This is a genomic window from Mycolicibacterium novocastrense (assembly GCF_001570485.1).
GTDB lineage: Bacteria > Actinomycetota > Actinomycetes > Mycobacteriales > Mycobacteriaceae > Mycobacterium > Mycobacterium novocastrense.
The window spans coordinates 213,034-233,937 of sequence record NZ_BCTA01000028.1 but is presented as its reverse complement, the minus strand read 5'-3'; the positions used below and the strand labels follow the sequence as shown (position 1 = coordinate 233,937).

17 protein-coding genes and 1 pseudogene are annotated in these 20,904 nt (G+C 60.4%); 1 reads left to right on the top strand and 17 read right to left on the bottom strand.

Annotated elements, in window-relative coordinates; translation table 11 throughout:
• Positions 1–126: 126 nt before the first annotated feature.
• From RMCN_RS11715 to RMCN_RS11700, 3 genes are all read right to left on the bottom strand, one after another.
• Positions 127–870, bottom strand: a complete 744-nt coding sequence (locus RMCN_RS11715; protein WP_011560566.1) for a nucleotidyl transferase AbiEii/AbiGii toxin family protein — start codon at positions 868–870, stop codon at positions 127–129.
• Entirely contained in the window at positions 867–1,778 is a 912-nt protein-coding gene (locus tag RMCN_RS31245; RefSeq protein WP_017205323.1) for a hypothetical protein, read from the bottom strand. Before RMCN_RS31245 ends, RMCN_RS11715 begins: the two co-directional genes overlap by 4 nt.
• A gap of 614 nt (positions 1,779–2,392) precedes the next feature.
• Positions 2,393–3,555, bottom strand: a protein-coding gene (locus RMCN_RS11700) for an IS3 family transposase (RefSeq protein ID WP_225323256.1) whose coding sequence is annotated in 2 segments (ribosomal slippage) — positions 2,393–3,268 and positions 3,271–3,555 — 1,161 coding nt in all. Because the reading frame shifts where the segments join, the coding sequence is not laid out codon by codon here.
• 68 nt (positions 3,556–3,623) lie between these two features.
• On the opposite strand from RMCN_RS11700, the pseudogene RMCN_RS11695 reads away from it, so the two are divergent.
• Positions 3,624–4,067 (top strand): annotated as a pseudogene (locus RMCN_RS11695) (DDE-type integrase/transposase/recombinase); the annotation flags it as partial.
• 40 nt (positions 4,068–4,107) lie between these two features.
• On the opposite strand, the gene RMCN_RS11690 reads toward RMCN_RS11695, so the two are convergent.
• The 14 genes from RMCN_RS11690 to RMCN_RS11625 form a co-directional block, all read right to left on the bottom strand.
• Positions 4,108–5,307 carry an acyl-CoA dehydrogenase family protein gene (locus RMCN_RS11690; protein WP_011856018.1) on the bottom strand — a complete coding sequence of 400 codons (1,200 nt, stop codon included), beginning with the start codon at positions 5,305–5,307 and terminating at the stop codon, positions 4,108–4,110.
• A 160-nt stretch (positions 5,308–5,467) separates the two neighbouring features.
• On the bottom strand, positions 5,468–6,574 hold the full coding sequence (locus tag RMCN_RS11685; RefSeq protein ID WP_011560572.1) for an NDMA-dependent alcohol dehydrogenase: 1,107 nt from the start codon (positions 6,572–6,574) through the stop codon (positions 5,468–5,470).
• 148 nt (positions 6,575–6,722) lie between these two features.
• Complete coding sequence (locus RMCN_RS11680; protein ID WP_005110592.1) at positions 6,723–7,133, bottom strand: SCP2 sterol-binding domain-containing protein; 411 nt, start codon at positions 7,131–7,133, stop codon at positions 6,723–6,725.
• A 91-nt stretch (positions 7,134–7,224) separates the two neighbouring features.
• Positions 7,225–8,283, bottom strand: a complete 1,059-nt coding sequence (locus RMCN_RS11675; protein WP_005086581.1) for a BtrH N-terminal domain-containing protein — start codon at positions 8,281–8,283, stop codon at positions 7,225–7,227.
• A gap of 49 nt (positions 8,284–8,332) precedes the next feature.
• Positions 8,333–9,478, bottom strand: a complete 1,146-nt coding sequence (locus RMCN_RS11670) for an acyl-CoA dehydrogenase family protein (protein ID WP_005086582.1) — start codon at positions 9,476–9,478, stop codon at positions 8,333–8,335.
• A gap of 38 nt (positions 9,479–9,516) precedes the next feature.
• Positions 9,517–11,136, bottom strand: a complete 1,620-nt coding sequence (locus RMCN_RS11665; RefSeq protein ID WP_017205326.1) for a fatty acid--CoA ligase — start codon at positions 11,134–11,136, stop codon at positions 9,517–9,519.
• A gap of 26 nt (positions 11,137–11,162) precedes the next feature.
• Entirely contained in the window at positions 11,163–11,816 is a 654-nt protein-coding gene (locus tag RMCN_RS11660; protein WP_011560574.1) for a transglutaminase-like domain-containing protein, read from the bottom strand.
• Positions 11,813–13,270 carry a cytochrome P450 gene (locus RMCN_RS11655; RefSeq protein WP_011560575.1) on the bottom strand — a complete coding sequence of 486 codons (1,458 nt, stop codon included), beginning with the start codon at positions 13,268–13,270 and terminating at the stop codon, positions 11,813–11,815. Before RMCN_RS11655 ends, RMCN_RS11660 begins: the two co-directional genes overlap by 4 nt.
• Positions 13,271–13,415: 145 nt before the next feature.
• Positions 13,416–14,915 (bottom strand): flavin-containing monooxygenase, encoded by a 1,500-nt coding sequence (locus tag RMCN_RS11650; RefSeq protein WP_017205328.1) that lies wholly within the window; start codon positions 14,913–14,915, stop codon positions 13,416–13,418.
• A gap of 76 nt (positions 14,916–14,991) precedes the next feature.
• Positions 14,992–15,957, bottom strand: a complete 966-nt coding sequence (locus RMCN_RS11645; RefSeq protein WP_012296509.1) for an alpha/beta hydrolase — start codon at positions 15,955–15,957, stop codon at positions 14,992–14,994.
• Positions 15,954–17,471 (bottom strand): flavin-containing monooxygenase, encoded by a 1,518-nt coding sequence (locus RMCN_RS11640; RefSeq protein WP_011560579.1) that lies wholly within the window; start codon positions 17,469–17,471, stop codon positions 15,954–15,956. Before RMCN_RS11640 ends, RMCN_RS11645 begins: the two co-directional genes overlap by 4 nt.
• A gap of 44 nt (positions 17,472–17,515) precedes the next feature.
• Entirely contained in the window at positions 17,516–19,009 is a 1,494-nt protein-coding gene (locus RMCN_RS11635) for a flavin-containing monooxygenase (protein ID WP_011560580.1), read from the bottom strand.
• A complete protein-coding gene (locus tag RMCN_RS11630; protein ID WP_005086594.1) occupies positions 19,006–19,929 on the bottom strand; it encodes a hypothetical protein in 924 nt (307 codons plus the stop codon). The genes RMCN_RS11635 and RMCN_RS11630 overlap by 4 nt, the downstream gene beginning before the upstream one ends.
• A gap of 13 nt (positions 19,930–19,942) precedes the next feature.
• A complete protein-coding gene (locus tag RMCN_RS11625) occupies positions 19,943–20,797 on the bottom strand; it encodes an SDR family NAD(P)-dependent oxidoreductase (RefSeq protein ID WP_011560581.1) in 855 nt (284 codons plus the stop codon).
• Between the last annotated feature and the right edge of the window lie 107 nt (positions 20,798–20,904).

Genomic DNA, 20,904 nt, shown 5'->3' with positions numbered 1-20,904 from the left:
GGCGTGGGGACCCGCGCAGCCAGCAGCCATGTCAATGCTCCGGCTCAGCATTTGCCGGCTCCGTCGAGACCGAAACCGTTTCGCTCGGCGTAGCCGCACGGAAACGAACGACTGTCTGCTGGTGCGTCATCGCGACACGATGGCGACATGGCGCCGGAGCAGCGCCCGCACTCTGGCCGGCACCCTCGTCGGCGGACTGGAGATCATCTGCGCTGCCACACGCGCAGCGTCGCCGCGCTCGCCGGCCTTTGTGATCTTGGGGTCGCCCAGGCGCCACGGCGAAGCGTGGTAATCGGGTTGTGACGCGACGATCTCCAGTAGTGTCTCGATATCCTGGAGGTCACGTTCGGAGTCGCGAACGGTACGTGCCAGCATCTTCAACACGAATGCTGCCTCGACGTCGGGAACCGGAATTTCGAACTCAACCGTGTCGCCGTCGGTGAGTCGGGCTGTGACGGCGACTTCGATCGGCGGTAGGGCGAGCGCCAACCGCAGCCCTGGCGCTCCGTCGAAGGCTCGTTCGCCGATGATCCGCTTGCCTGGTTTGGCTGCGGTGGGAACTAAGAGGTCGACCGCTTGCTCACCCCGCTCGTAGCGGTTGCCGCACTCAGCGGTGTACCCCAGTGCGGTGAGTCGATCGTGGAGGTTCCCGGTGGACGCCACGTTGACGTCGATCCCGGTGTCTGCGTCGGAGGTCAGTCGCGGTATGCCCGACACGTTGTAGACGTGCCGCAGCAGTCGCACCATGTGACCGCCGATGACGCGGTACTCGATGTCGGCAGTGACTGCGGCCACGTCACGCAGTGCACGCATTCCGTTGTCGTCGGCCACCGCAGTGCAGGCGATTTGCACCGATGCTGTTCCGGTCACCGGTGCACGATCCAGTCGCTGAGATGCTGCGGTGCACCGTCGCCAAGATCGGCACCGCCGCTGAGGTCCTGAAGCGCAATCACTGGATCCACAGTGATGATGTCGGAACGCTGCGTATCACGAACCCGCCGCCACCAGGCCGCGGTCGTCCAGACGGTCGGGTCGGCGGGAACCCGCACAGTCAAGGTCGCTTCCTCGGCGGTGGCCTCCACCAAACCGAACTCGGAGAGGTCGACCAGTTCTTTGGCATAGACCAGACCTCTGGTTGGTACCTGCCACGGTCGCAGGACGTCGGCGGCGACCTCGCCGCCAGCAAGGATCGGCACGGTGAGCTCGGCGCCGAGTCGGGTCGCACTGCGCACCTGCTCCACTACCGGATCCATTCCATACCAGTACGTTTCGACAAGTCCGCTGTCCGCAGGTACCAATGCCAGTTTCACCAGGAGCTCCCGGCGCGCAGCCTCGGTCATCGGCGTGTCCGGCAGCGGATCCTTCTCGGTCATTTTGGACACCGCCTGCTGGCTAACTCCGATGGCCGCGGCAATGTCGCGTTGGCGGAGGTGACCGCGCGTAAGCACACAGACCCGTTCAGCCGCCCGCCGCCGCCAGCTGCGCTCGCTGGCGGCGCGGGGCGGCCGTCCTGGTGTTGGCGTTCGGTAGGTTCGCCCGGAGAGCACCAGTTCGCCGGTGCTGCCGACGCTGAGATCCACGTCAGCCTGAGCCAGGAGCGCTGAACGTGCCTCATCTGAGATGGTCTCGCACACCACGAATACGCGGCGGCCTGGATGGCGGCGCACACGACTAAGGACTGCGGCCGGAGATGGCACACGTTCTGCCAGAACCAGGTCCGCTACTACGGCGCGGCCATCGATTCGGTATGTGATGCTGTGTGCATCACCAGTCACCATCCGCACGCCTGCGTCGACCAAGCGGGCAGGAATCGAAGCAGAGAGCACGTCTGTTACTCTACTCAGTGACTACTTGTCAAACAACCTATTGTCGATAAATAGCGTTCTGGTTGTTTGACTTCGACCAACCAGTGGCGTACAAACCGTCCATTGATCCGTCATACGCTGGTGGAGTTTAACGGGCCTAGCGTCGAGGAACCTGAGCAGATAGAGCTACTCTGACGTTTTCGCGGCGACGCCGGTAGCCCAGGCATCGCTGACAGCCGCTGACTCTTAATCAGCGGGTCTGGGGTTCGAAACCCTGACGGCGCACCATGCAAACGCAATGCTCAGGCAGGGTTGTTGTCGTTTCGGAGTGTTTGCTGCCTGTGACAGATGTGACCGATGTGACCGAAAGGTCTCCATATTGTCCCCGCGCTGCGGAAGCAGACCCACCACAGCAAACGGCGCGTCGGCGTGACATGTGAGACCGCCGTCCTAAGGTCGTGCCGTGTCTAATATGCCTCCCGACCCCGATGCATCTGACTCACGCGAGGACGGTGCACCTACCAAAGAGGCCTGTGCCAAGCTCTATCAGGAAGTGGGTCTGCTGCACGATCAGGTGACAATTTCGGTCACGCGGCCTGACTGGCCGTCGTGGTCATGATGGCTTCGTATTCGACGGGGGTCAACCGGCCGAGGGCGCCTTGGCGGCGACGTCGGTGGTAGGTGCGTTCGATCCAAGTGACGATGGCGATCCGCAGCTCCTCTCGGGTGGCCCAGCGGCGGCGGTCGAGGACGTTCTTCTGCAGCAGGCTGAAGAAGCTCTCCATCGCCGCGTTGTCGCCGGCCGCGCCGACACGTCCCATTGAGCCGACCATGCCGTGATGGTGCAGGGCCTGGACGAACTTTCGACTTCGAAACTGCGACCCTCTGTCCGTGTGAACCACGCAGCCGGCGACCACCCCACGGCGGCCGACCGCGTTGCGCAGCGCGGCGGTCGCCAGGCGTGACTTCATTCGGGAGTCGATCGAATAACCCACGATGCGGTTGGAGAATGCATCCTTGATCGCGCAGAGGTAGAGCTTGCCCTCGCCGGTATAATGCTCAGTTATGTCGCTGAGCCACAACATGTTTGGCGTTTCAGCGGTGAAGTCGCGCTGGACCAGATCGTCGTGCACCGGCGGTCCTGGTTTGCCGTTCTTGCCGCGCTTCTTGCCGAACACGCTCCACAACTGCTGCTGTGAGCAGATGCGCCAGGCGGTGCGCTCGGCCATCGGCTCGCCGGCCTCACGGGCCTCCTCGACGAGGTAGCGGTAGCCGAACTCGGGGTCCTCGCCGTGCGCGTCGAACAGGGCGTTGGCGCGGTATGCCTCGACGAGTTCGGCATTGGTGATGGGATTTGCCCGCCAGCGGTAGTAGGGCTGGCGGGCGAGCTTGAGTACCCGGCGCGTCACCGCGACGGGAATCCCGTCGGCGGCGAGCTCACTTACGAGCGGGTAGACCCTTTTCCCGGCAGATTGGCCTGCGACAAGTACGCCGCTGCCCGCCGTAAGACTTCATTCTCTTGTTCCAACAACCGATTTCGGCGTCGTAGCTCGCGCAGATCAGCGGAGTCATTGGTGCTCTTACCTGGCTTGGCGCCCTCGTCGACGTCGGCTTGGCGCATCCACTTGGTCAACGTCATCGGGTGCACGCCGAAATCGGTGGCGATCTGCTCGATCGTCACCCCGTCGTCGCGGTTACGGGCAACGCGGACGACGTCGTCGCGAAATTCACGGGGGTAGGGCCTAGGCACACTGACATCCTTCCAGCCCGCCCGCTTTGGGCAAGCCAACTCAGATGTCACCTATTGGTGCAGCAGACCCGATGATCGTGGGCTGGCGGGTAGCGTCGCACATGCGTACCACCATGGTGCTGGATGCGTTGGAGATGGCTCGTTGGTCACGCGGAAACACATTGCCGGGCTTGACATGTCACTCCGATGCCGGATCGCAATTCACCTCTATCCGCTATGGCGAACGGCTCGCCGAGATCGGAGCGGTCCGCTCGATCGGCACGATCGGAGACAGCTACGATAATGCCCTGGAGACGGTGAACGGCTACTACAAGGCGGAGCTGATCTACGGGCCAGTCCGCACCAGGCCGTGGAAGACCGTCGAGGACGTCGAACTCGCGACCCTGAGCTGGGTGTACTGGCACAACACCAGCCGCTTACACAGCTACCTTAATGACATCCCACCCACCGAGTTCGAAGCCGCGTTCCACGATGCACATGGGACCGACCAACCCCTGGCCGGAATCCAATAACCCGAGCCTCCGGGAAAGTCAGGGCGATTCAATCAAGTAGCTAGAGTCCGATACGTTTGGCGATGACCTCGTTCATGATTTCGTTGGTGCCGCCGCCTATTCCGAGAATTCGGCAATCTCGATAGTGTCTCTCGATCTCAGACTCACGCATGTAGCCCATCCCACCGAAGATCTGAACCGCCTCATTGACCACGTAGTCGCACGCATACACAGCGGTGTTCTTGGCCATCGACACCTCGGCAACGACATCCTCCCCCGCTAGCCACCTCTGCATGACCGCACGGGTGTAGGTGCACGCCACGTCGACCTGTCGAGCCATCTCCGCAAGCTTATGGCGAATGATCTGGCGCCCCGTCAAGGGTCTACCGAACGTTTCACGTTCCCGCGCCCAACTCTTGGCAAGGTCGAGAGCCCGACCCGCCGTCGCGTACGCCTGGACGGCGATGCCGAGCCGTTCAGCCTGAAATTGCTGCATGATCTGCAAAAACCCACTGTTCTCTGCCCCCACCAGGTTGTCAGCCGGTACGCGAACGTCGACGAAAGACAACTCGGCGGTGTCGCTACATCGCCACCCCATCTTGTCTAACCGGCGGGACACTTCGAATCCAGGCGAATTCTTGTCGATCACAAGCAATGAAACTCCACCGTAACCCGGTCCGCCGGTGCGTACCGCCGTAGTAACGAAGTCCGCTCGAACTCCGCTGGTGATGAACGTCTTTGCTCCGTTGACCACGTAGGTGTCCCCCTCGCGCACCGCGCGTGTGCGCAGATTCGCGACATCTGAGCCTGCCCCAGGCTCGGTAACGCCCAGCGAGCCGATCATCTTTCCTGCGAGCGTAGGACGGACATATCGTTGAATCAGGGCGTCGGAGCCATTGGCGGCAATGTGGGGAAGGGCAATGCCATGGGTGAACAAGGCGGCGCAGACGCCAGTGGACCCGCCTGCGGCCAGGATGGCCTCAGTGACCAGTGCAGAGTCAATCGCATTGCCGCCGCTGCCGCCGACTTCTTCCGGGAACCCGATTCTGAGAAGCCCCACCTCGGCAGCATTGAGATGCAGGTCGCGCGGAATCTCACCCACGTGCTCCCATTCCGCTAGCTTCGGCGCGATTTCACGTTCCGAGAAAGACCGCGCCATTTGGCTCAGCGCTCGTCGCTCCGGCGTGGTCCACACCTCCGGGGCGATAGCGAAACGAGCAGCCCCATCCCTGCTTGCCGTGGTCGTGCCAGCGTCCGTCATCTCAGCCTCCCAGAGAATGTGATAGATGATCGATGAGGTGTCTGATGCTTGCCGTCCTCACGACGGGAAAGAAGGACCCGACGCCAACCACCCAAGGGGCCCGGCCGCATGATCTGCAGCAACGCAAGGACATGGAGACCAGCAGTGGGCATGATGCTCTTCAGAACCGGACCAGCCCTCGGATATTTTTTCCTGAACGCATATCCTGGTAGCCCTCATTAATTTGGTCGAGGGAGTATTCGCGGGTGACCAACTCATCGAGCTTCAACAACCCAGCGGAGTACAGCTCGACCAGTCGCGGAATATCGTGCGGCGCATTGGATGAGCCATACAAAGCGCCACGAATCTGCTTCTCGTAAAGCGTCATTTCAAGCAGTGATCCTGAGATCGATGAGTCGTCGGGGTGCCCGATGGCCGTGACCACGACGCGCCCGCGCTTTCCGACCAAGGCCAGCGCTTCCGCGGTGTAGGAGGCCTCAGCCACATCGGTGGTGAGGATGCAGACATCAGCCAGCTTGCCCAGCGTCATATCGCTGACCAGCGACCAAGCTTCATCCATCGAGGCCGCGGTGTGCGTCGCACCGAACCCGCTCGCTTGCTCTCGCTTGAACTTCACCGGATCGACCGCCACAATCGCCAGCGCTCCCGCGATTCGCGCGCCCTGAATCGCATTCATTCCGATTCCGCCCGCTCCCACTACCACGACGGTGTCCCCGGCGCGCACCTCCCCAGTCCGCACCGCAGATCCGTAACCGGTCGTGACGCCGCAACCGATCAAGGCTGCCCGATCCAGGGGGATTCCGCCGTCAATCTTGACCACGGACGCCTGCGGCACCACTGTGTACTCGGAAAACGTCCCGAGCAAACACATCTGCCCGACGTCCTCGCCTCGTGCGTGAAAGCGATAGGTGCCGTCGATCTGCGGTCCCATCATGAGCGCCGCTCCCAACTCACAGAGATTGCCCATGCCGCGCGCGCAGTACGAGCAGCGCCCACACGAGGGAAGGAAGGTCAAGATGACAGAATCACCTTCGGACAGTTCCTCAACCCCTTCGCCGCACTCCACGACTGTGCCAGCACCCTCATGACCCCCCACTACCGGCAATGGGATCGGGAGGTCGCCGGTCACCAGATGTTCGTCGGAATGGCACAAGCCGGTGGCCGCCAGCCGCACGAGGACCTCCCCGGGACCTGGCGGATCCAAATCGACTTCTTCGACCTCCCACTTCTGCTCCAAGCCCCACAAAACAGCCGCACGTGTCTTCATGTTGAAGTCCCTTCTATCGAATTACGCTTCTCGAGTAGTTATCCCGACCGCGCACGGTGGTCGCGCGAACTGTCCTGGATGATCTCCGGGCACATCGCCCAGAGGCCCGCGCCGCTCACCCGGGCCCGGGCGCGGTACCGCACCGACATCACACATTGAGCAGGTCGTGACGCTTGTCGGCCTCAAGGATTGCCCGGTATTCCGGAAAGAGGTTCTTTGCCTGCGGTATGAGCTTGATCAGTTTGGTGACAGGACCTTTCGCTCGTACAGTTCCTTTCGCCATCGCCATGGTCAAGTTCACCTTCCCCAACCAGAACCTGTTGCCGGTATCCGCGGACATGAACAATTCGACATTCGGTGTAACGCCACTGTCCGCGCCGGTCTCTACGACCTTCTCCGGCATATCCACGGTTACTACCGCATCCGGATCGGTGTAGTGGATCCGTAACACCACCCCGGACCCGGCAAGTCTGTTCGCAAGGTCTTCGTTCTCCAAACCTCGTCGAAAGATGCCGGCGAGGTAGCGGTAAACCTCTTCCGCATCAGCGAAGACAGCCATCGTGATTCTCCCTTCCTATGACACAATTCAAAGCGCTCAAATAAATCTGCTGGGTCGCAACCAGTTCGGCTTGCTCCGAAGCAATCAGAACTCATAGGAGTAGATCTCCTGCCTCCCTCAGCGCCTCCGCGAGTCGACGTTCGGCTGTCGGCAATTGCGCAGCCACGGACGCGGCGCCGCTCGCTCTTCGGTGCGGATCTGCACCGCGGTCATAAGCGGCGTGCGCAACCGCGGTCCACAACTCAGATGCGGTCTTTGCAGCCTCCGCTGCTTTAAACGCAGGTTCGAAACTCAACTCTTCAGCGACGCGCCGACATCCACGTGCTTGCAGATCTCGGAACAGACCGCCTCCGGTTCCGGCTTTTTCGATGAAGGCGCTCAGCGCAAACAAGGCTCCGTCGAGGGTGTCGTCGTCAAAGATCTTCGGCCACCGCTTGAGATCCTCCACAAAAGTCGATACCCCTGGTAGCCCACGCACCTGAATTTCACAATCGGAGTCCTCGGTGATCGGCGCGCTCACACACGAACCCTGCATCGCGTCCGCGGACCTACGGAAGGCCGACCGGGCAGCATTGCCGAGATCTGGTGCCGCGCCGGGCCACTCGACTACGTAGGTGGTGTGCCGCGTGGGGACGGGAAATCCCGTCGATGCCCGCGCCTTCCGTAGATTCTCGTAAGGCACGGCTTGAGGTGTATCGCGATCGTTATCGACCACGAAGGCGAGTTCCTCGTCGTCGTCGTACCCTACGATCACGACATCGTGCCGGCTCATACTCAGACGCGTTCTCAGATAGGGCAATTCGGCGATGTCAGTCCACACCATGACCGGCGTACCGGCATCGATCTGTTCGGTCACCCATTTCCACCCGAGATCGGGGTCGTCTGTCGAACGACACTCGAAGCGCGCGCCCAACCGGGTCAAGTATTCGTCTTCGAGGTCCGCGCTGCGTCCAACGAGGTAGATCGGTGGACGTAGGTGGGCCGAGCGAACATACGAGAAGTCGAGGGCCCCGCCGAGAGCAAACACGATGCCTTCGTCCGGGGTGTCATCACCCCAACGGATCCCGGCCCATTCGGTCAAATCCCGAAGAGCCCCCGATCCGCAGTGGCCGCCCATGTCGTGGCGATACGGCACCACCATCGATGCCATCAGTCCTCCTCCTCTAGATGACTAACGTGCGGGCGGCAACTCCTCTGAGTCATAGGGAACGCGAGATGATTTCCTTCATCACCTCGTTCGTGCCGGCATAGATTTTTTGCACGCGCTGATCCACCCACAACCTCGAGATGGGGTACTCGGTCATGTAGCCATATCCGCCGTGAAGCTGCATACAGTCATCGAGTACCTTCATCGCTCGCTCAGTGGTCCACCACTTCGCCATGGCGACGGTCTGCACGTCGAGTTGACCCGCAAGGTGCAGGTCGATGCAGTAGTCGAGGAACACTCGTGCGATGCGCGTTTCTGTCGCGGCTTCAGCCAGCGTGAACTTGGTGTTCTGAAAGCCAAAGACAGGCCGACCGAACGCCTCCCGCTCACGCGTGTACTTGAGCGTCTGCTCCAGGGCAAGTTCCATCGCTGCGACAGCCCCCACCGCGACGATGAGTCGCTCTTGTGGCAGCTGCGTCATCAGCTGAATGAAGCCCTGTCCCTCAGACTGGCCCAGTAGATGCGAGCGCGGAACTCTCACTTCATCGAAGAACAACTCGGAGGTGTCCTGGCCGCGCTGGCCGATTTTGTCGAGAACCTTGCCGCGCCGGAATCCCGCCCGGTCAGCCTCGACAACGATCAAAGAGATGCCCGCAGCGCCCTGGCTCGGATCTGTCTTGGCAACAACGATGATGAGGTCGGCCTGTTGGCCGTTGGTGATGAAAGTCTTGGAGCCGGTGATCACGTACTCGTCACCGTCCAGGAGGGCTTTTGTCTTGACGCTCTGCAGATCGGACCCGGTCCCCGGTTCTGTCATGGCGATCGCCCCGATCATTTCACCGGACGCCATCTTGGGAAGCCACTGCGCGCGCAGCTCTTCAGTCGCGTACTGCAGGATGTAGTGGGCGACGATTCCGCTGTGCAGTCCCGCGCCCCATGAGCTGTCACCTATGCGGGCCTGCTCTTCAAGCACGACCGCTTCGTGCGCGAAAGTGCCACCGCCTCCGCCGTATTCCTCAGGTATAGACATGCAGAGCAGGCCCAGCTCGCCTGCTCGGTTCCACAGTTCTCGGTCGACGTGGTGCTGGTCTGCAAAGCGGTTCGCATGCGGCGCCAATTCGGCCGAGAAGAACTTCGCAGCGAGGTCACGAAGCTCGAGTAATTCGGCATTCATCCAGGGAGAGATTGGTGAGGACATGATTACCTTCCGACTGTTGGAATTCCAGGGATTTGACGTTATGACGTTTCGATTTCGATGAGGTATTCGCCGGCAGAGTGGCGCGCACGGATGACCTTTTTGTCGTACTTTCCGACGCTCGTCCTCGGAATATCGGACACGAAGCTCCATCGCTCGGGAATCCACCATTTGGCGACTTTGTCCGCAAGGAACGATCGGAGTTGGTCAATGTCAACGTCGGTTCCGGGGTGGACGACGACAAGCGCCAACGGCCTTTCCTGCCATTTATCGTCCGCGACGCCGACTACCGCCGCTTCGTACACGGCAGGGTGGCCGATCAGCGTGTTTTCCAGCTCCACCGAGGAGATCCATTCGCCACCTGACTTGATGACGTCTTTCGAGCGGTCGGTCAGTGTCAGATAGCCCTCGGCGTCGATCTTGCCCACATCACCGGTACGCAGCCATCCTTCGTCGAACTTCTCCGTATCGTTGTTTCCGAAATAGGACCCGGTGATCCAGGGACCGCGCGCCTGGATCTCCCCAACTGATTGCCCGTCCCACGGCACGTCTTTCCCGTCGTCGTCCCGCAACCGGATTTCGACACCGCAGATCGGTCGGCCCTGGGATGCGCGCAGCTCCCAGCGCCGCGTCGCGTCGGCTCTGTGAGCCGGACGTGCAACGGTCGCCAACGGAGAGGTTTCGGTCATACCCCAGGCCTGCACAATGGGCACGTCGTACTTCTCTTCGAATGCCCGCATCAACGAAAGCGGAACAGCAGACCCCCCGCACGCGACCAGCCGTAACGAAGAAATGTCCCGCTCAGGGTGCGAATCCAGATATCGGTCGACATCGTTCCAGATCGTCGGCACTGCACCGGCCAAGGTCGGTCTGGTGTCTTCGATGATCGACACCAACGGTTCGGCTTGGAGATACCGGTCAGGCAGTACCAGATCCGCACCGGACATCAACGCTGCGTAAATAAGCCCCCACGCATTGGCGTGAAACATTGGGACGATGGCCAGCACACGGTCGGCCTCGCTGACTGACAAAGCGTTAGCTGTGCAGGCGGTCAGGGAGTGAAGGTACGTCGAACGGTGGCTGTAGACGACGCCTTTGGGATCTCCGGTGGTACCGCTCGTATAACACATGGCCGCGGCGGACAGCTCGTCGAGCTCAGGCCAGTCAAATGATTCTTCTTGGCCGGCAAGCACTTCCTCGTAACGCAGAACGGTCTTCCCGCATCCCTGGAGCGGGGCAAGGTCGCCCTCTCCGGTGACGATGACGGTGTGCACCGACGCCATCGCTGGGAGCGCGCGCGCCAACAACGGGGCAACCGAAGCGTCGACTAGGACGATCTGATCGCTCGCGTGATTGGCGATGTACGCCAGTTGCTCTGGGGCCAAACGAATGTTGAGCGTGTGCAGGACCGCGCCCATGGAGGGAATCGCACAGTAGGCCTCCAGATGTTCCTGGTTGCTCCACTGGAAGGTGGCCACGCGTTGGTCTGCCGTGACGCCAAGACTGCGCAGCGCATTGGCAAGGCGAGCCACTCGCGCCAGCACAATGCGGTAAGGCGTTCTCCGATATCCATTTCCGGTCGGAGTGACGACCTCGCTGTCACCGTGTATGGCTGCCGCATGCTGGACGATCGCCGACACCGTGAGCGGAACATTTTGCATTGTGCTTTGCATCGTGTAGTGCCCTTTCAGGCGAAGAGGTCGGGACGGCTGTTCGGCTGATCGATGAATGTGCCGTAATGCGTTCTCAGTGCTTGCAGGATGTCTGCTAGGGGTAGATCGTCGTAGGCTCCCCGGTCGCGCAGATACTCCATGTGCTGGGTGCCGTCAGCGGTGAAACCATGGAGTAGCGCGTCGCTACGGCCGTCGAATTCGATCGGCGAGACACCGAAGCGTGCGCACAGCTCGCGATTGAACGCCGGGGTGGCCTTTACCCACGCACCGTTGAGGAACATGAGACTGTAGCCGTGGTAGACGAAAACGTCGCTACCACCCATCCGCTCGCGCAATGCCTTGGTCTGGAGGTGGTTTCGGACGTCGGCGAACCCCAGCCGCGCCGGGATTCCCGCCGCTCGGCACGCTGCAGTCAAGAGCACGGCCTTCGGGACGCAGTAGGCCCGTTCTGCGGTCGCGACGGTGCTGGCGCGATACGCGTGCGGGTTGTCGGTCACCGTGTAGGGGTCGTACCAAATGGAGTCACGGACCGCGGTGAAGATGGCGATGGCCTTCTCGGTGTCGCCGCAGGCACCACGGATCGCCGATGACACGAAGTCACGTACCGAATCTTGTTGCCAGTCAAGAAACTCCGTGGGTTCGAGGTAGGGGCTGTGGTCGACGGTCATCGGCGCTTCATCTCCAACGGAAGTCCGTCCACCGGAATGGGCAGCGAGGTGTTGTCCCATCGGACGTGATAGTTCTCCGGAACCTTCCAAGTGAACGAACGCAGCATCCTGTGCAGGATTGCTTTGACTTCGAGCGTCCCGAATTGCATGCCGATGCACTTGTGCGCTCCACCTCCGAACGGAACCCAGGCGAATCGGTGGTGTTGGTCTTCGCGCCGAGGCTCGTCGAAACGTGAGGGATCGAACCGCTCCGGATCACTCCAGATCGTTCGATCGAAGTGATTCACGGCAGGCGTTATAGCGCATAACGTGTTCGAGGGGATGTGATATCCATCGATGGCGACATCTCGAACCGTCTTGCGCATCACCAGCGGAACAGGTGCAAGCAGTCTGAGCGCTTCCTTGATCACGAGGTCGATGACCGTCATCTTCTCCAGGGCCTCGATGTCCGGCAACCCGTCACCGATGGCCGCGGCTTCCGCAGCCGCAGCCTCCTGCCACTGCGGATACTTGGCAAGGAAATAGGTGACCGCTGTGGTGGTGATCGTCGAGGTGTCGTGGGCCGCCATCATCAAGAAGATCATGTGATTCACCACATCCTCGTCGGAAAACCGCTCCCCGTCTTCGGTCGTGGCTTGACAGAGAGCAGCGAACAGATCCTCCGTTTCACCGGCTCGCGCGGCCGGCAGATGCCGGAAGAAGTAGTCCTCCAAAACGCGCCGCCCTTGCACACCAGCGCGGAATCTGGTTCCCGGAAGCGGAGCACGCACAAGGGAACTCGCCGCCCGGACCGTAGCGACGAACGCCTTGTTGACAGCATCGCTCTCGTCCTTGCCGCGGCCGCCCATGAAGACGTCGGTAGCGATGTCGAGGGTGAGTTCCTTCAACAGTGGGTAGATTCGAACCGACGGGCCCACCGGCCACGCAGGCACTGCCGAGCGAACGCATGGCGTTACCTGTTCGACGTATCCGGTCAGGCGCGGACGCGTAAACGCCTCCTGCATGATGCGCCGGTGCATCAAGTGCTCGTCGAAGCTCATGAGCATCAAACCGCGATGGAAGAAGGCGTCGATCAGGAAGGACCAGCCATCCTGAGAGAATGCTTTCGCTTCGCTCGTGAACGCCTCTCGAGTGGCGTCAGGGCCGGCGATGACCACCATCTTGGTGCCGAACGCGCCCATCCACGACACCGAACCCAGACGGTCGTAGCGCTCTCGACTGAAATCCGAGCCGAATCGGATGTAGTCGAGCGTGTGACCTACGAAGGGCAGTCCGGCATCCCCCCGGACGGCTTTCAATCCACTGCCCGCGGGTGCCGGTGCCAGTTCACGAACCGGCCAGTCCCGGCTCCATCGACGCCATCTGTCGTCGACGGCGTGAGGCGCGGGGACCATGATCACAGAGGACAACCGCTCCTTCACGTGGTGCGCAGGTGCGAGAAGGTGATTCGTCATGGTTCCTCCTGGACGCTGGGCCGCTTTGACGGCGTCCACCAGTCTTTACAAAGATGCCATTGATGTCAATATCTAGACATTATTGGCCTAGCGGTTAAGTGCGCGTCTCGTGCCCTTAGTCGGCCAGGCTCGGTTCTGCAGGGTCTCAGACCTTTAGACGCCCGACGTTTCTCAAGACGTAATCGCCGCTGTGCGGCTTCCGGGTAAGGAGTCGATAAACCAAGGTAGGCCCCGGCCAGTTCGTCGGGATTTCCCCGCTCGAGGTTCGATACCAGCTCGCACACAGCGCCCACACCGACCTCCGTAGTCGCCTTCTCAAGCGCGTGTTGTAGCGTTGCGCGCTCTCCGTCCTGACATCGATCGCATGACCCGGATGAGCAGCCACGGCTTTGATGAGCGTTGCGATGTGACGGACTTGTGACTCGATCATGTAGAGGATCGACCCCGAGCCCACATTCGTGTTGGGACCATAAAGCAGGAACAGGTTCGGGAACATGGGGACAGTGATGCCCAGATATGCGTACGCCTGGGTCTTCCACACCTCGGCCAAGGAGACTCCGCGAGAGCCGCGCACGGACATCGGGGCGAGAAAATCGGTGGCGCGAAACCCGGTTCCGTAGATCACGACATCTGCAGGACGAAACTCTCCATCCACGGTCTTGACACCGTTGTCGCAGAGCTCTGCGATAGCCTTCGGCACCAACGACACGCGATCACTCGCGATTGCTGGATAGTAATCATTCGAGAACAGCACTCGCTTGCACCCTGGCGCGTCCGAAGGCATCAATTGCTCGCGCAAAGATGGGCTAGCAACCTGCCGATGTAGGTGGCGGCGCGCGATCGCACCGAGGACGCGTGAGAGGGGCTTCGCGTCGACTAGCGTCACAGCGAGCAACTCGAAAATTAGCCATACCGCGAAACGCTCGAGGCGCAGCGCCATCGGCAATAACTCGCTCACCCTGTCGTGAAGGACTCCATACCTGCTGTCCCACTTCGGCAAGATCCACGGAGCCGTGCGCTGATATAGCGTGACATGCTCCGCCTCCTGGGCGATGTGTGGCACGAATTGGATGGCACTAGCTCCTGTGCCGATGACGGCTACTTGCTTGCCGCGAAGCGAAACCGATCGGTCCCAACGCGCCGAATGAAAGCGCGGCCCCTGGAAGGTGTCTGCGTCGGCAATAACGGGTACGTGGGGCAAGGAGAGCTGACCCACGGCCGAGACGACGACATCGCAGGTTATTGTCTCGTTCGAGTTCGTAACCAGGGTCCAACGCCCTAGCTGGTCATCGAAGGTCATTGCGACAACTTCGGTCTGGGTACGCAGATGCGCGGCCAGTCCGCCACTCTCCACGAGTTGTTGGAGGTACTTGAGTATCTCGGGTTGCTCGGCATATCGCCGTGACCAACGAGGATTGGGCTTGTACGAGAGTGAGTACAACGCTGACGGCACGTCGCAGGCCGCTCCCGGATAGGTGTTGTCACGCCAAACACCCCCGATGTCTGCAGCCTTTTCCAGGATCGTGAAGTTCGTGAACCCGTCCTTCTTCAGCCGGTGGGCCATCGCAACCCCGGCGAAGCCGGCCCCGATGATCACGATCGACGGATCGTATGCGCGACAGGCCGTCGCGAAGTTGCTGCTCATGAGGCAGAGACGACTGACTTCACGCTGCGGCGGTCGAGGTGGTGTAGGTGTAGGAGCATTGCCTGTTCGGACACTTTCACCTGACTTCCGAGGCTTCAAGGAAGCGTCCCGCTCGATGAATCGCGTCTCGGGCTTCGGGAAGAATCCGGAACATAGCCTGGAATACATGGATCTGTCCCCGGTATACCTGGATCTCGACGTGGGATCCAGCTGATTGAAGTCGCTCGGCGAGACGGCGCGAGTCATCGATCAACATTTCTCTCCCGCCCACCTGAATGAGGATCGGCGGCATCGAGGTGAGGTCCGCGTCAAGCACGCTGAGGCGCGGATCTCCGCGATCTGCGCCACCTACGTAGAGGTCAAGAGCGCGCGCCGCTGATTGAGCGGAGGCAAAAGGATCCCGGCGGCGAATTTCACGCGCTCTGGCAAGTTCGCACCTGAGATCCAGGACGGGAGACATCAGCAGCATCGCATCAGGGAGCGGCAATCCAACTGCACGTGCGCCCAAGGCCGTGGCCATCGTGAGCTGACCGCCCGCTGAATCGCCGGCAACCGCGACGGTGCGCTGACAAGAACCCGGGGACCCTCCGCTGGTAAGCCAGCGATACGCATTCAGCGCATCGTCCGCGGCTGCGGGATAGGGATACCGCGGGGCAAGACGATACTTCACTGCGAAGATGGGGCGCCCGCTCGCCGAGGCGAGTTCACCAAGAAGACCGCGGTGCGTCTCCGGCGAGCACATAGAATAGGCGCCGCCGTGGATGTACAGCAAAGGGTTGGCATGCGGATTAATGGCAGGCGTGGTGATCCAGTCCCCACGAACCGGGCCTCCGGCGAATACAGTGTCAACCTTGCGCACTGTGACGCCGCGCCGAGGCCGTGAGGCTACGAGCGCTGTTCGAAGCACGCGATCCATCACCGCAAGTCCGTAGGCGTTTGATGGCATCAGCTGCGCCAGTGGCCGCAGCGTGGTTCGCGAGGACATCGCGACGAGATGACTGGCAAGACTGGGCTGCCAGTCAGGGGCATCCATTCTGGTCACCGGGGACACACCTCTTCGGGCCGATTCTCGAATCGGTAGTCCGAGAGGCGAAAGGTGCGGCTCCGCCAATAGGTCTCCAGAGTCGTTGATGGACGGAGTGGAACGTCACCGTGCCTGTCGAAGTAGTAGCTGTTGGCATTGGAACAGCTCGGCTGCCAGAAAACCTGTCTGTGACGCCGCCTTAGCACTTCGGCGAAATAACGGTCGTTCGCCTCCTTCTTGACCTCCACGCAGTTAGCACCCAGCGCCCGCGCGCGACGAAGACACCGGACGATGTGCCGACTCTGCGCCTCGATGAGCGTGAAGTACGAGGAACCGTTGTAGCCGTACGGGCCGAAGATGTTGAAATGATTCGGAAATCCCGGGACGCTCACCCCTTCGAAGGCCTGCAGTCGATGCTCGTCCCACCATGTAGCCTGCTCCAGCCCGCCGCGTCCCTTCAATACGTAAGTTGGCATGTTGCCCGACTCCATCACTTTGAAGCCGGTGGCCAGGATCAAGACGTCAATGGGATGAGCTTTGCCGTCTCGAGTATGGACGGATGCATGGTCGATATGGGTTATGCCGCTCGTCTCGAGCGAAACGTTGGACCGGTTGTACGTTGCGAGATAGGAATTGTGGAAGCTGGGTCGTTTACAGCCCAACGAGTAGCGCGGAATGAGTTGTTCTCTCGTCGTCGGGTCATGGACCTCACGCCGCATGTACCGCTTTGCGGCGCTCTCCATGACATCGGCGAACGGTATCACCGTATGAAAGTGAGCGGCGATTGGGAAAGTGATTTCCACGAACGCCTGGCTGGCGGTCCGGGTCGCCAATTGTGCCCCCGGCAGGAAATGTAGAAGCCTTCCACCCCACGTCGGTATGGGGAAGTCTGGCTTCGGCAGACAATAAATTGGAGTTCGCTGAAATACCGTCAGACTCTCTGCTTTCTTTGCGACTTCGGGTATCAGTTGCACCGCCGATGCACCGGTACCGATTACTGCAACCCTCTTCCCGCTGAGATCTTTGGCATTGTCCCATCTAGCCGTGTGGAGCGTAACGCCGGCGAAATCTCGCACCCCCTTGATTTCAGGCCACTTTGGCCGACTGAGAACGCCGGAGCAATTTATCACGAAGCGTGCCGTGAACTCCTCACCATTGGCACTGGTCAAATGCCACCGTGTTGCGTTCTCGTCGAAACAAGCCTCGGTAATGGTTGTGTTGAAACGAATATGGTCCCAGAGCCGATACTTTTCAACACATCGCTCGGCATAGGCTTTGAGCTCATTGCCGTGGGCGTACGTGCGCGACCAAGAGGGCCGCATTTCGTATGAGAATTGATAACTGAACGACGGTATATCGACAGCGATACCCGGGTAGGTGTTCCAGTGCCACGTACCACCTACGCCATCGGCGTCATCAACCATCAAGAAGTCGGTAAATCCCGCCTTCATCAAGCTAATGCCAGACCCGATGCCGGAAAATCCAGCTCCTATGATAATTATCTCGTAATTACGGTCGGACTTGCGATCCATTCCTGTATTTCACCGTTCTGACGGTCAGCCCTGCAAACTTGTATTCAGAGTGATTGCGTCAGCTCGACGTGTGTATCGTCGCGCCGGGTTATCACGTAATCATGAGGATCCAAGCGGGATAGTTCTCTCATAAACTGGGTCGCGAAACCTGGGTACATCGTGCCGTTGTAGCCGTCCTCGGTCAAATACCAACTGCTGCACCCCGAATTCCAAGTCGTTCGTCGAAGGCGGCGCTGAATTTCGGAGTGATAGCGGTCCTGACGATCCTCCCTCACATCCAAAGTGCCGATGTCATTTTGCTGAAGGAGCTTGATCGCCTTGACTATATAGTCAATTGCAGCCTCCATATATACGAGCGCCGAGTTGTGGCCTGGCCCGGAATTCGGTCCGAAAGTGAAGAATAAGTTCGGATACCCGGCCACGCTCACGCTCTTGAAGGCAAATGTCCCCTGAGACCATTCATCGCCGAGCTTCCGACCGCCGAGGCCGCTAATCGGGAACGGGGTGCCACGTTTGGCCACATCGAAGCCAGTGGCAAATACGATACAGTCCACTTCGTGCTCGACACCGTCGGCGGTCCGAACACCGTTGGGTGACAATGTGGCGATCGGCCAGCTGATCAGCTTGCAGTTATCCGCCTGTAGCGCAGGGTAATAATCACTGGTCATGAGCATGCGCTTGCATCCAGGCCTGAAATGGGGCGTCAACTGACGTCTCAACCAGGAGTCTTTCACCTGCCGACGGAGATGAGCCTTGGCCGCCAGCTGTATCGCGGACGTCGCGGCGGTGTTCCAGACCATACCCACTGCCATCACTTCGTGGGCCCAAAACCACGCGTCGCGGAGCGCTTGTTCGCTCACCGGCAGGTGTGTGAAGGTCGAACGCGCCCAGGCCGGATGCCTGAAGTTCACCCTGGGCAACACCCAGCCGGGCGTTCTCTGGAAGACTTTGACCGAGGCAGCCGACTTTACGAGCTCGGGAATGATCTGAACCGCGCTCGCGCCTGTCCCGATGACTGCAACCCTCTTACCGCCGAGATCGTAGCCATGGTCCCATCGAGCGCTGTGGATCTTTTTTCCACCGTACGAGTCAATACCCCGAATATCGGGAAAGCTGGCGTTGGCAAGTGGTCCACTGGCCATCACAACTGACCGGGTGTGATACCGCTTTCCATCTGCCGTGTCGGCCATCCAGATGCCGGCACTCTCATCGAATTCCAAGGCAGTCACGTCGGTATCAAACTGGATGAACCGGGCAAGATCGTACTTGTCGACCATATCGTCGATATATTCGAGGATCTCAGCGCTCCCCGAGTAGGTACGAGTCCAGCCCGGATTCGGCTCGAACGAGTAGGAGTAGAGAAGCGAGGGAATATCGCAGGCCGCACCGGGATAAGTATTGTCTCGCCAGGTGCCTCCGACGCGATCTGACCGTTCCAGGATGACGAAGTCATCCGTGCCCTCTTGAAGCAGTCTGATCGCCGCACCGATACCTGCGAACCCGGCGCCGACGATCAACGTCGTCGTGGTGCCTGTCATTTGGCAACCGGTTCGTAGGTCAGTTCGTCCGTCCAGGATGGCGGCCGACCGAAAATCTGAACAGGGAAAACATCGATCGCATTGCCAAGGCGCTGAGACACGAAGTGCAGAGGCTGGGACCGCTTGATGGACGACGACATGTGCGCCTTCAAGATGTGATAGCCGGGCACCCTCCGCGTATGCTCACTGCGATCGCCGACATTGGCATACCGCGTCACTGCGTTGTATAACTTCTCCTCGGACAGACCCATAGCGTTGAGATTCATCAACATGCGCGTCAGGAGCGGGATATACAGCAACGCGCCGGTGAGAATGCGCGGGTCGACAAGAGCACCCGCAGTTTGAATGGCGTGGATTCGCATCGGGCTGGCGCCCAGGTCATTCAAGACCTGGAAGCCAACCGCGAGATGCCTTGATTCGTCGCTGTTGACCTTGTTGAACACCTCCCCGCACACAGGGTCGTCAACCTCATCGAGGAGAAACTTCAGCAGCGCTCCATCGAGCGCAGTCTCCAGTGCCGGAATCGCGGCCCCGATGACGGTCAGGGGCAGGGCTTCCGCATAACGGTCCAGCCATTCGATGACCAGCCGAATATTCTTGTTCGGGACCGGTTTCTCGCCTTCCTCGAGCATGCCCCAGCGACGCATCAAGGCAAGTTCGGCATTGGCGTGACGCTGCTCCTCGGCGTGAAAGTAACGGTAAATGTCTCCGAGCGCTTCGAATGGCGCCTTTGGAGCCATCGCGGCGAAGGCACGTGCTCCAACATGCTCAATCCACACCACGTCGGACATGAATTGCTTGAGTTTGGGACGCTGTTCATCGGTGATCAGTTCCGCGCCAGGGGCGTTCCAATCGATATCGGCAAGAGCCCATTGCTTGTTTTTGATTGTCTCGAGCATGTCACTGTATGCGAAAGCCATTTTCCCTGCTCCTCTACTCGGCTGAATCGTTCCATGAGGCCATGCGCTCCACGAGGCCCAGCGTGCGAGTAAAGGGGCCGGGTAGGGCTCTCTTGAGTTGCCACAAGACTTTGGCATCGAGTTGGGGTACTACATAAATTTGTCCGCGATCGTGCGCGTTCAACGTCGTTCGAGCAACGTGCTGTGGCGAAATGCCGGTCCATTTCATCAGGTTGGCCGCGAGTCTTGCAGCCGCCTCGTCGATTTGAGGATTGTTGACGATGTTCGTCTTCACGAAGGTGGGGCAAAGCACTGTGACGTTGATGTCAGTACCGCTCAGTTCGGCCGCCAATGTCTCCGACAGAGCGAGCACCCCGGCCTTGCTCACGTTGTAAGCCGCCATCCGAGGGGCCGAGCCAAAGCTCGCTGCCGACGCCACATTGATGACTCCGCCATGCCCATTGCTGCGGAGCCGAGGCACAAAAGTCTCGCAGCCGTAGATAACGCCCCAGAGGTTGACAGAAATCGCCGCGTTCCAGTCCTCGATCGACGTCGCGCCGATGCGGTTGCCGCCCGCACCGATTCCGGCGTTGTTGATGACGAGGCTCGCAGCCTTCTCGAACCAGTCTTCGCTCACATCAGCGAGGTTGCGGACCTGCTCAAGATCGGTGACATCGCATTCGATGTCGAAGCCCTCGCCGCCAGCCTGCCTCACCAACTCTGCCGACTCTTTTGCAGTGACGGGATCTTTGTCGGCGCACACCACGCGTCCACCTCGGCGCGCAAGCTCCACGGCGAATGCGCGGCCGATACCGCTTCCTGCGCCCGTGACGACTGCATCGGCGCGGTGCGTTCTGCCTGGTGCGCCGCCGAAGGGCAGCAATCTCATCCGTCTGCCTTTCGGGTCGCGACATGGACGTCTGCTGTGGGGAAACTCTCATCTGGGGGCACCAGCCACCATTGGTGTCGCATGCCACCAGTTTGGTGGTGGAACGA